Below are 10,691 nucleotides of genomic sequence, written 5' to 3'. Positions count from 1 at the left end.
TGTGCGACCCGTGGCGAATTAAATTCGCCACGGGTCGCACCTGTGGATTTACTTCATGTTTAATTTCGCGCCTTTCTTGTCGTGCGCGTTACCTTGGCGAGGGAACCTCGCCGGGGTGTTAATCAGAGAAATCGGTCAACCTTACATGGAAGAACCAACTCCCACATAGGCACCATAGAAGAAAAGACCAACCACTACGAGGACACCAGTACCAGCGATAGTGGCAACTATCCATAAAGGAATTCTTCCCCCTCCAGACACAGCTTATACCTCCAATTTTAAATCAAGTTTTTTTTAGATGCAGTTAACGATAGAAGGCTTAATAACTAGTCTTAATAACTAGTAATTTCCTTGAAAAGCCTCCCTAGTGGTAAGGGTTTTGTGCAACTCCTATCAGGAGTAAAGTAGTAAATTCCCGATTAACCGGAAATTACCAGGGAATTAACTAAGAGTCTTTTCCCGTCTACATCCTAGCCTTCTCTAAGATGGAGATTTAGGCGAATCTGTTAAATCAGTTAATTAAAGAAATAACTGGAAAACAGAATACCAAGCACAAAAATCAGTAATAGACCTAAGTAAAGAGACGTCCGATTGAGTTCAACCGGCTGTCTATTGGGATTGGAATTCCGCTCCATAATTGCTTCTCCTATCGTTGAATAAATTGCATGGCTGCGATCGCGCCTAAGAAAAAGACTGAAGGAACGGCTAGGGTATGAACCGCTAACCATCTAATCGTGAAAATCGGATACGAAACTGGTTGATTGGGATTACTGCTAGTCATGATTGTCTGCCTTTATCTAAAAAACCTTTAGGTGCGCTTGACCCATTAAGAATTAAATTCGCTCAAAGTGCGCTTTCCCATGGGCGAGTAAATCGCCCTTGGGTCGCACTTTCGGGTCACACCTATGGAGCAAATTGTTCAACTTGCTGTTTAGCATTGTAGCGGTCGGAAACGATTGGTAGTTCCATCCGCTCTTGAGTAAAGTATTCATTAGGACGGGGTGTGCCAAACACATCGTAAGCCAGACCAGTGCTAACAAAAAGCCAACCAGCGATAAATAGGGCTGGGATAGTAACACTGTGAATGACCCAGTAACGAACGCTGGTAATAATGTCACCAAACGGACGTTCTCCAGTTGTACCTGCCATCGTAGATTCCTCTTACCAACAACCGTTTAGAATTCCATAACTATAATAGTTCTAAGTGCCGTTTTTTTCTACATCTTCAATGTTGAAACATAAAACGAAACTGACTGGCATCGATCATAGGGATTTCAAAGCCCTAAGCTTCCTGGGTATGCGGCTCATACTTGAGTAAAATCCCTTTCTGACCAATTACAAACCCCTGTTCTGGTGTTACAAAGACGATTTTGTAAAAATTGGAGGGAACATCCTTAAGATCCCGGTCTTTTTGCCAAGTTTTTCCACCATCAAAGCTACAAAGCAAATTACCACTGCCACCTGCTAACCAAATTTCATTGGGTGTGCGATAGGCTAAGTCAAGTAATCCCAAGCTGTTGGAAACTTCCGGATACATCGGTTCTTGCCAATCTTCTAGGTCTTCAGCACTGCTAAATTGTACCTGACCACCCCGGGCAAGAATCCACAGACGACCATCGGGGGTAAACCCCATATTCTGAAGACGCTTGGAACTGTAACGATTATGCTGTAACCAAGCACTCTGACCTGGATCCCAAGTGGAGTAAAAGTTACCTCTAGCAGACACAGCCACGTATTTACCATCTTCAGAGCGGGAAATATTACGGGTGACTCCGACCGCCTGTGCTACCTGTGCTTTCCAGGTTTTCCCAGCATCCTTAGTCTGATAAATTGCGCCAACATCAGTGGTCATCTCTGCTGAGTTGGGTCCGAGAGCGAGCACTCTGTTGGGTGAACCTGGTAACTTTTCACTTAAGAGAATGCGAGACCAAGATTCCCCCCCATCAGTAGTATGGAGCATGATCGAAGGTTGACCAACAATCCACCCCTCATCACCAGCAAAGCTTACAGAGGAGAAGCGATAATTTTCATCTCCGAGATCCAAGCCTTTCTGTTGCCATGTATTACCCCCATCCTTAGTCTCAAAAATTGTGGCATAGCTACCCACAATCCATCCATGACTAAGATCCCCCGTAAAGCCAAGGTCTTGCATGGTCGCTTCTGTAGGTAAGGAAATAACCGCCCAAGGATTGTAGCTTATGGATGAAGGAGATTTGCAGCTGACACAAATTAATGCCACCGCCAGTAATATTAAAATTTGTTTCAGCGTTTTCATCAAATATCTCATTATTTCCAGAACTTTTTGAGTATGGCAGCTTTCTCCGTAGGTTTTCAGAACCCAGCAAGGGCGATGGCTTCTAGATCTAAGCTTTGGTGATGCCAGCAGTTGCTCACGTTCAATAAACTTGCCAACTGCCCTGATTTCAGTTCAAACCGTAAAGGCTCAGAAAAAATAAAAAGCCTAATCCTAAAGCGCTAAAAATTAAAAGGTTTTTTTGTGCTGGTGTCATGCGGTTAACACCTAAGCCATAGGTAAGATTCTCCTGAAATCCAGACGGGGCATTAACAGCACCAATATTAATAAACTGAATTTTCGGAGCGCTGCACACTGGACAGCGCCAATCATCTGGCAAATCCTTATATAATGTCCCTCCTGGAACATTGCGATTGCTATCTCCCTTAGTCGGATCGTAAACATAGCCACAAGCACGGCATTCATAGCTGCTGGGTGCTTGTTCAGCTAGGGTTTGCTCTGGGGCTCGTTCAGTCATTGCTCTGTAAGCTTAAGCAGCAAATCTTAATAACTATGTTAAAAAATATTATCACACACTAAGGGTCAGATTTTCTTAACTTTTGATTTAAGCTCAGGAGTTTCTCCCCAATGCCTGACCGGATTTTTGATCAACCCTTGAAATGGTAGGGTCTTCTAGGCAAAGCGATTACCCTCAACTACGAACAACCTTGAAGTCTATGGTAGTCATTGGCTTTTGAGAACCAACCACTGATCCCTGAGGACCGTTCAAAAGGGCAGAGCACCTATAATAAAGTTTGTAAAGAAGTACTAACGCCAGTTTTTACCTGGCACTGACCAATTGTGTTTGTTCTTAGCGGTTACGAGTATCTCTTAGGCTTCATACTAGCTTGCAGCTTAGTGCCCCTACTAGCCCTGTCGGCTTCCAAGCTTTTGCGACCTAGCCATCGGGAGCCAGAGCGACGCACCACCTATGAATCTGGTATGGAACCAGTGGGGGGTGCTTGGATTCAGTTCAACATTCGTTACTATATGTTCGCCCTGGTGTTCGTGATTTTCGATGTTGAAACTGTATTCCTCTATCCCTGGGCTGTCGCCTTCAATCGCCTGGGATTACTGGCATTTGTGGAAGCCCTAATTTTTATTGCAATTCTTGTGCTTGCTCTGGTTTATGCTTGGCGCAAAGGAGCCTTGGAATGGTCATGAAATCTAATCTTACAAAGGATAGTGCTGCTATAGAACAGCAGCAAACAAACAAAATTCTTAACCCGATTGAGCGAACCCAAGTCACTCAAGACCTATCGGAAAATGTAATTTTGACTACAGTAGACGACCTTTACAACTGGGCGCGGCTTTCCAGCCTCTGGCCGATGTTGTATGGTACGGCTTGCTGCTTCATTGAATTTGCAGCAATGATTGGGTCGCGGTTTGACTTTGACCGTTTTGGTTTGGTTCCTCGTTCTAGCCCCAGGCAAGCGGATTTAATTATCACAGCGGGTACCATAACTATGAAAATGGGACCAGCACTGGTTCGTCTGTATGAGCAGATGCCAGAGCCGAAGTACGTGATTGCCATGGGAGCTTGTACTATCACTGGCGGCATGTTTAGCGTTGATTCTCCAACAGCAGTCCGTGGTGTGGATAAATTGATTCCAGTGGATGTCTATATACCTGGATGCCCCCCTCGTCCAGAAGCAATCATGGATGCTATTGTCAAGCTTCGCAAAAAGGTGGCTAACGAGTCGATTCAGGAGCGTGGTCAGCTCAAGCAAACCCACCGTTACTACAGCACCACTCACAACATGAAAGTGGTACCAGAGATTTTGACGGGTAAGTACCTGCAATCAGAGGAGCGCTATACTGCACCCAAACAGTTGACCGAGGAGATGGGAATAGCAGTACCACCAGCACTCAAATCCTATCAAAAGCAGGAGGTAAAGCGTGGCTGAAGAGTCAAAACCAGTAGAGCAAACCACACAATCCTCTGAGATAGTTGAAGCGGGAAAAGTCTCCGGATGGCTCAAGGAAAACGGTTTTGACCATGAGTTCATGGAGCTGGATCACCTAGGCGTTGAGGTACTCAAAGTTCAACCAGATGTCTGGCTTCCCATTGCTACTGCTCTGTACGCCTATGGGTTTAACTACCTCCAATGTCAAGGAGGCTATGATTTTGGTCCTGGGGCAGACTTGGTGAGCTTTTACCACTTGATTAAAGTGAGTGATAATACTGATCAGCCTGAGGAAGTGCGTGTAAAAGTATTCCTACCGCGAGATAATCCTAAGGTTCCCTCGGTGTACTGGATTTGGAAAGCTGCTGATTGGCAGGAGCGGGAAACCTACGATATGTTCGGTATAGTTTTTGAAGGACACCCTAACCTGAAGCGGATTTTGATGCCAGAAGATTGGGTGGGTTGGCCTTTGCGGAAGGATTACATATCACCGGACTTCTACGAATTACAGGATGCTTATTGATTAGCTATGGGTTTGTGATCGTTTCCCTGATGCGATCGCAAACTCAACATCGCACTTTCCTCACTCCCTAAGAGGGCTGATGGGTTATAGTCAAATCAACTTACTTAGGATTCTCGATGACCTGATCAGCTTTTAGCTTCCAGGAAAAGAAGCCCCAAATCTGCAAGGGTGATCGACCACCCATGGCCTACGGCCAAGTGTGAGTGTGGGATAAATTTTGCACAAAGTCTTTCACACAAAACCGGCACGATGCCTTATATTATATTGACTGACAAGCAAGGTCTAAAATGCTGCTTGTTGGTGAAATGCTTCACGTATTTGGATGCATCAGTTACCTCAAATCTTTGTCGTTGATCGTAACTTTGCTCTAAATCTCTATCCTTCTGATTACTTTTAAAATATAGCTTAGGCACAAAGATGGTGCCAGTTTCGAATAGATAAACAAAGAGCGCATTTTCCGCAATGAAATAGCCCTGGTTAGATATACTTATGCCTTGGTTAAATTAACTAGGTTTTTATTTTTGTCTGATCAGGTGCAAGAGCTGAGTATACTTAGATATTGCACCAAGTTAAAAATTTACCTGTCAAACTAGGGAACAGGGAACGGGGAACAGGGAAAAGTGATAAGATTTGACTATTTAAGTACTGAAATTGATTGTTATCACTGCCGTTATTAAGTTTTTTGTAGTTGTGCAATATTTCCATATATAGTGTTTTTGTAATTCCATAAAAACTATATATGGAAAATCCCTTGTCAACAAGCACAATAAGCCATGGTTAATTAAGAAATCTTACCGATTACCTAACAAGATACAAGATTTGTTTACTCTAAATTGCTGTCCGCGTCAGGAGAATAGTATATTAATCCAGGTGAATTAAAATAATGTACTGCTTGGATTTAAGAGATGGTTTATACACCAGACCAACCGCAACAAAGCTTAAGTACTCAAACAGCGCGTAATTTAGCGACGACGACTAAAACAGCGCCCCAAATGCGGGGGAAGACTCCACGTTTACTCCTCAAGCTTCTACCTTGGGTTGAGGTTTCAGGTGGTACTTACCGGGTGAACCGCCGAGATGTCAGAGTTACACAAGAGATGGCCACCAACGACGATGGGGAAAAGAACATTGAAATATTAAGTGGCCACGAAGGCGAAGCCAGCCTCACCCAAACCTTTGTTGACTACGACGATGAACCTCGGGAGTATCCTTTGAGTATTACCCAGACGATCTTAAAGGTTCATACCCGAGTCGGTGATCTCTACAGCAATGCCACAGATCAGGTGCGAGAGCAGTTGCGCCTCACCATTGAAGGATTGATGGAACGTAAGGAAAACGACATTATCAACCATGATGGTGATGGTGATCCCGACAAAGCCTATGGCTTACTCCATGCCGCAGATCCATCTATGCGCATCTCCACTCGTACTGGGCCACCCACACCGGATGACTTTGATGAACTATTGGCCAAGGTCTGGAAACAGCCAGCATTTTTCTTAGCTCACCCCCAAGCGATCGCTGCCTTTGGTCGAGAATGTACGCTCCGGGGTGTTCCGCCTGCAACCGTTCAACTATTTGGTTCACCCTATATCACCTGGCGAGGGGTTCCGGTAGTTCCCAGTAATAAGTTGAAGGTAAAAGAGGGCAAAACCAATATTCTGCTGATGCGAGTTGGCGAAGCTGCCCAAGGGGTCGTGGGTCTACAAAAAACTGGCGTGCCTGGAGAACAAGTGCCGGGCGTGTCCGTGCGCTTAATGGGGATCAGTGACCAGGCGATTGCCACTTACCTGGTTACCATCTATTTTTCCGTAGCCTGCCTAGTGCCCGACGCCCTGGGCGTTCTGGAGAACGTAGATATTACGACATACCATAATTATGACTGAACAACAAGGTTTAAATCTTTCCCCATCGCCTCAGAACAGTCAACCCCTTGAAAGTTCTTTCGGAGGGGATCTATCCGATCCCCAAATGTTAGATCAAATATTGAATCAGCTCTTTGCCCAGCTACCCGAACCGCTAACCTCACCAGAGGCAATGGCTGGCATGATGCCAAAGATGTTGACTGGACAGGGTTTAAGTCAACCGGTAGCGGCTGCTCAATCCCAATCCAGCAGCCAGAGTCCCAAGCAACCGGAGGCTCAACCCCAGCAGACCACTAGTGGGCAAAGTCCAGAGCAATTGCTGTCTGATGCCCAACAGCAGCTGTCCAGCCTACAGGGTCTAGGCCAAATAATAGACCCAATCATGTCTGAGGCTCAACAACTTATGTCTGGTCTGGAGAGCCTAGACCTATTGGGAGCTGAAGCTCAACAGCAGCTGTCGAGGGGGTCAACCCCAGACCAGATGGCTGGAACTAGTCAGCCATCTTCTGATCTCCAGGGAAAAACACCCACATCTGCCCCATCAACGCCAGTGCCTCAGGGGGGTACCTCTGGCTCTGCCTTAATGCCTGAGATCTCCTCAGCACAAACCCCCAACTTGTCTGCGACTCAAACCAGTGAGGCAGCAACCAAAAGCACAACTGCACCCAGCACCGCTGCTACCGAAGCCAATCGGCCAGGGCGTCAAGTACCCAGTCAATCTCCAAGCAGTGGCAATGGCATGACAGGAATGGGGGATCTCAGCCTCAGCGAGTTCCTACCCGACTCAGCCGAATTACAGCATCTGTTTGAGCAAGGCATGGCAGGCATTTTCTCAACCGAACCTGCTCTTCCAGTTTCTCCTCAATCTGGCTCAGACCAGATGGGAGCAGCAGGATCTACCAGTACAGCATTGCAGAACCCTGAACAGCTAGGATCGGAGGTTGAACCAAAAGCTAAAACGGTGCTAAACCCTGAACAAGCTGGTGCAGTGGGCCAACAATCCTCTCCTGATATCCAGGGGAAAACACCGGCTTCTTCCCAACCTGCATCTTTATTTGAGGAAAGTTCCTCCGATTATTACTTTTTGCAGAATCTGTCTCCAACCATAACCTCTGCTGCCTCTACGCTACCTGCTGGTGACCCATCCGGTAGCAACATGGTGGCCCCGGAACAACTCGGAGGGGCAATAGAAACCCAGAGCCGTGAGCTACAAGGTCAAGGGGAAGGGGAAATCCGAAACCTCAAACAACTTGGGGCACGGAGCACCAGCGAGGCTCTACCCCAGGTTGAGATGCTACCCGGTGCCGAGTTCCTGAGCATTTTAGAGGAAGGGGCTGGTTACATTGCTCTGAGTGAAACAGATCTGCATCAGTCTCTAACCGAACCTCCAGCAGCGGTGCCTCTACCCCCTGGAAGCACACCTAAGTTTTACTTTTTGCCAGACTCAAAACCGGCGGAGTCAAGCTCATCCAAGCTTTCCACTGATCAGCAAACCTCGCAACTGCCCCAGGATAGCTTTGATGTGGAAGCGGTACGGCGAGACTTCCCAATTCTGCACCAGCAGGTTCATGGCAAGCCACTGATCTGGATGGATAATGCTGCTACCAGTCAAAAACCCCAGAGCGTGATCGATACTCTATCCCAGTTCTACGAGCAGGATAATTCCAATGTCCACCGAGGGGCTCATACCCTAGCGGCGCGCTCTACCAATGCCTACGAAGACGCTCGGGAGAAAATTCAACGGTTTCTGGGTGCAAGTTTAGCCAAGGAAATAGTCTTTGTACGGGGTACGACCGAAGGGATTAATTTGGTGGCGCAAACCTATGGTCGCAAGCATGTTAAAGCTGGGGATGAGATTGTGCTCACTACTTTAGAGCACCACTCTAACATTGTACCCTGGCAGATGCTAGCCCAAGAGAAAGGAGCCGTGTTAAAGGTTGCTCCTATTAGTGATCAAGGGGAAATCTTACTGGAGGAATATCAAAAACTGCTCAGCGATCGCACCCGTATCGTTGCCCTGAGTCATGTTTCCAATGTGTTGGGAACGGTGCTGCCCATCAAAACCATGGCAGCTATGGCTCATCGCCATGGTGCTACGGTGGTGGTCGATGGGGCTCAATCGGTTCCCCATTTCCGAACCAATGTTCAAGACCTGGGGGCTGACTTTTATGTTTTCTCCGGTCACAAGCTCTTTGGCCCCACTGGCATTGGTGCTCTCTATGGTAAGGCAGCTTTACTCAAAGAGATGCCCCCCTGGCAAGGCGGTGGCAACATGATTGAGTCTGTTTCCTTTGAAAAAACCACCTTTAACGACATTCCAGCTAAATTTGAAGCAGGTACCGGCAACCTGGCAGCAGCCGTAGGTTTAGGGGCAGCCATTGACTATATCAATCAAATTGGTTTTGAAGCGGCGGCTAAACATGAAGAAGCATTGATGGCTTATGCTACAGCAGCAATGGCAGCCATTCCAGGATTGCGCCAGATTGGCACAGCAGCGGGTAAGGTCAGTACGCTGTCCTTTACTCTTAAGAATATTTCTTCAGAGGATATGGGGAAATTCTTGGATAGTGAAGGCATTGCCGTACGTGCTGGACATCATTGCGCCCAACCCACCCTGAAACGGTTTGGGTTGACTAGCACTGTGCGCCCCTCCTTAGCGTTTTATAACACCTTTGCAGAAGTAGATAAGCTGATTGCAGCAATTAAAAAGGCCAAACACCAGCTATCCTAAAACTCAATATAAATATCATAATCACGGTAAACGCATCTTGTCAATAAACTGTATTTTTCAATAAACCAGGCTTTATTGCGTTTGTTTACAAGGAATTTTATACATAAAATAGTGTTTATTTAATTTTAAAAACACTATATATAGGAATCCTAGGAATTAGATGCGTTTACTGTTAGAAGCTAATCGTTTAAGAGAACCGATTCTATGGTTTACACATCGGAGCAGCCACAACAGAGTGTAAGTGTTCGTGCAGCCAAGAAACTAGCCTGCACCATGAAATCCCCGCTGCAAATGCGGGCCATTTCACCACGCTGGTTGCTCCAGCTATTGCCTTGGGTTGAAGTGTCAGGGGGGACTTACCGTGTCAACCGACGGGATGTCAGGATTTTAGAGGGTTTTGCCGCAAACGATGACGGAGAAAAGAACATTGACATGTTAAGTTGTCACGAAGGGGAACCCACCCTCACCCAAACCTTTGTTGACTACGATGATAACCCGCCGGAATATCCCTTAAGGGTGGCTCAAACGATTGTGCGGGTGCATACCCGGGTCAGTGACCTATACAGCAATGCCAGAGATCAGTTGCAAGAGCAGTTGCGCTTGACTATTGAAGCGCTAAGGGAGCGCAAGGAATGGGAAATTGTCAATAACGATGGCAATGGTGATCCAGACCGAGCCTTTGGGTTACTCCACAAGGCGGATCCTTCCATGCGACTCTCAACACGCACAGGTCCCCCTACCCCGGATGATTTGGATGAACTCCTAGCTAAGGTGTGGAAACAACCTGCTTTTTTCTTGGCCCACCCTAAGGCGATCGCCGCCTTTGGTCGGGAATGCACTCGTCGTGGGGTTCCCCCAGCCACAGTGAACCTGTTTGGATCGCCCTTTATCACCTGGCGTGGAGTTCCCATTATTGCCAGTAATAAACTTGCTGTGGACGCCAAAGGCAAATCCAATATTCTGCTGATGCGCGTGGGTGAAGCGCAGCAAGGAGTGGTAGGGCTGCGTAAAACCGGCTTGATTGGCGAACATGAAGAGATTCCAGGTGTGTCCGTGCGGTTGATGGGCATTGACCAGAAGGCGATCGCCTCCTACCTCGTCACTCTTTACTTTTCCACCGCCGTACTGGTTCCCGATGCTTTGGGGGTACTAGAAAATGTAGATATTGGCCGCTATTATGATGAAGATCCAAATATTGACATCTCCCCCGGTTAAAACACGGAGGATTCTATGAGGATGTTACGCAGCAGCGGTTTTCCCGTACTGCTATCGGCTTTCGCCGACGCTTCGCGAACACTTCTCATTCGATATGATTTTTTAAGAGAATTAAAAACGTCATACCGATGCGGGAGTGTCAAAGCTCCCCTACCCACCT

At 46.9% G+C, this 10,691-nt stretch carries 12 protein-coding genes; 6 read left to right on the top strand and 6 right to left on the bottom strand.

Going from position 1 to position 10,691, the window contains the following annotated elements; genetic code table 11:
• Window positions 1-141: 141 nt before the first annotated feature.
• The 6 genes from F6K37_RS22255 to F6K37_RS22230 form a co-directional block, all read right to left on the bottom strand.
• Window positions 142-261 (bottom strand): photosystem II reaction center protein J, encoded by a 120-nt coding sequence (locus F6K37_RS22255; RefSeq protein WP_071986820.1) that lies wholly within the window; start codon window positions 259-261, stop codon window positions 142-144.
• Window positions 262-515: 254 nt separating this feature from the next.
• Window positions 516-635 carry a photosystem II reaction center protein PsbL gene (psbL, locus tag F6K37_RS22250; RefSeq protein ID WP_071986819.1) on the bottom strand — a complete coding sequence of 40 codons (120 nt, stop codon included), beginning with the start codon at window positions 633-635 and terminating at the stop codon, window positions 516-518.
• An 11-nt stretch (window positions 636-646) separates the two neighbouring features.
• On the bottom strand, window positions 647-781 hold the full coding sequence (gene psbF, locus F6K37_RS22245) for a cytochrome b559 subunit beta (protein WP_071986818.1): 135 nt from the start codon (window positions 779-781) through the stop codon (window positions 647-649).
• Between the two features lie 122 nt (window positions 782-903).
• A complete protein-coding gene (gene psbE / locus F6K37_RS22240) occupies window positions 904-1,149 on the bottom strand; it encodes a cytochrome b559 subunit alpha (protein WP_008180799.1) in 246 nt (81 codons plus the stop codon).
• Between the two features lie 133 nt (window positions 1,150-1,282).
• Window positions 1,283-2,287 (bottom strand): photosynthesis system II assembly factor Ycf48, encoded by a 1,005-nt coding sequence (locus tag F6K37_RS22235; protein ID WP_044492399.1) that lies wholly within the window; start codon window positions 2,285-2,287, stop codon window positions 1,283-1,285.
• A gap of 136 nt (window positions 2,288-2,423) precedes the next feature.
• Window positions 2,424-2,771 carry a rubredoxin gene (locus F6K37_RS22230; RefSeq protein WP_008180797.1) on the bottom strand — a complete coding sequence of 116 codons (348 nt, stop codon included), beginning with the start codon at window positions 2,769-2,771 and terminating at the stop codon, window positions 2,424-2,426.
• Window positions 2,772-3,094: 323 nt separating this feature from the next.
• On the opposite strand from F6K37_RS22230, the gene ndhC reads away from it, so the two are divergent.
• The 6 genes from ndhC (at window position 3,095) to F6K37_RS22200 (ending at window position 10,531) form a co-directional block, all read left to right on the top strand.
• Window positions 3,095-3,457 carry a photosynthetic/respiratory NAD(P)H-quinone oxidoreductase subunit C gene (ndhC, locus tag F6K37_RS22225; RefSeq protein ID WP_008180796.1) on the top strand — a complete coding sequence of 121 codons (363 nt, stop codon included), beginning with the start codon at window positions 3,095-3,097 and terminating at the stop codon, window positions 3,455-3,457.
• Complete coding sequence (gene ndhK / locus F6K37_RS22220) at window positions 3,454-4,200, top strand: photosynthetic/respiratory NAD(P)H-quinone oxidoreductase subunit K (protein ID WP_008180795.1); 747 nt, start codon at window positions 3,454-3,456, stop codon at window positions 4,198-4,200. The genes ndhC and ndhK overlap by 4 nt, the downstream gene beginning before the upstream one ends.
• Window positions 4,193-4,723 (top strand): NAD(P)H-quinone oxidoreductase subunit J, encoded by a 531-nt coding sequence (locus F6K37_RS22215; RefSeq protein WP_008180794.1) that lies wholly within the window; start codon window positions 4,193-4,195, stop codon window positions 4,721-4,723. Before ndhK ends, F6K37_RS22215 begins: the two co-directional genes overlap by 8 nt.
• Before the next feature lie 905 nt (window positions 4,724-5,628).
• Complete coding sequence (locus F6K37_RS22210) at window positions 5,629-6,606, top strand: family 2A encapsulin nanocompartment shell protein (RefSeq protein WP_008180793.1); 978 nt, start codon at window positions 5,629-5,631, stop codon at window positions 6,604-6,606.
• On the top strand, window positions 6,599-9,316 hold the full coding sequence (locus F6K37_RS45595) for a SufS family cysteine desulfurase (protein ID WP_008180792.1): 2,718 nt from the start codon (window positions 6,599-6,601) through the stop codon (window positions 9,314-9,316). The genes F6K37_RS22210 and F6K37_RS45595 overlap by 8 nt, the downstream gene beginning before the upstream one ends.
• 204 nt (window positions 9,317-9,520) lie before the next feature.
• Window positions 9,521-10,531 carry a family 2B encapsulin nanocompartment shell protein gene (locus tag F6K37_RS22200; protein WP_008180789.1) on the top strand — a complete coding sequence of 337 codons (1,011 nt, stop codon included), beginning with the start codon at window positions 9,521-9,523 and terminating at the stop codon, window positions 10,529-10,531.
• Window positions 10,532-10,691 lie beyond the last annotated feature (160 nt).

It is taken from the genome of Moorena sp. SIO4E2 (assembly GCF_010671945.1).
In the GTDB taxonomy this organism is placed as follows: domain Bacteria; phylum Cyanobacteriota; class Cyanobacteriia; order Cyanobacteriales; family Coleofasciculaceae; genus Moorena; species Moorena producens.
The sequence above is the reverse complement of the archived record's forward strand: the minus strand, read 5'-3'. Positions and strand labels throughout refer to the sequence as shown.

Coding starts and splice junctions, on each gene's coding strand:
- psbL (WP_071986819.1), bottom strand. CDS start 635: ATGGAGCGGAATTCCAATCCCAATAGACAGCCGGTTGAACTCAATCGG.
- psbF (WP_071986818.1), bottom strand. CDS start 781: ATGACTAGCAGTAATCCCAATCAACCAGTTTCGTATCCGATTTTCACG.
- psbE (WP_008180799.1), bottom strand. CDS start 1,149: ATGGCAGGTACAACTGGAGAACGTCCGTTTGGTGACATTATTACCAGC.
- F6K37_RS22235 (WP_044492399.1), bottom strand. CDS start 2,287: ATGAGATATTTGATGAAAACGCTGAAACAAATTTTAATATTACTGGCG.
- F6K37_RS22230 (WP_008180797.1), bottom strand. CDS start 2,771: ATGACTGAACGAGCCCCAGAGCAAACCCTAGCTGAACAAGCACCCAGC.
- ndhK (WP_008180795.1), top strand. CDS start 3,454: ATGAAATCTAATCTTACAAAGGATAGTGCTGCTATAGAACAGCAGCAA.
- F6K37_RS22210 (WP_008180793.1), top strand. CDS start 5,629: ATGGTTTATACACCAGACCAACCGCAACAAAGCTTAAGTACTCAAACA.
- F6K37_RS45595 (WP_008180792.1), top strand. CDS start 6,599: ATGACTGAACAACAAGGTTTAAATCTTTCCCCATCGCCTCAGAACAGT.
- F6K37_RS22200 (WP_008180789.1), top strand. CDS start 9,521: ATGGTTTACACATCGGAGCAGCCACAACAGAGTGTAAGTGTTCGTGCA.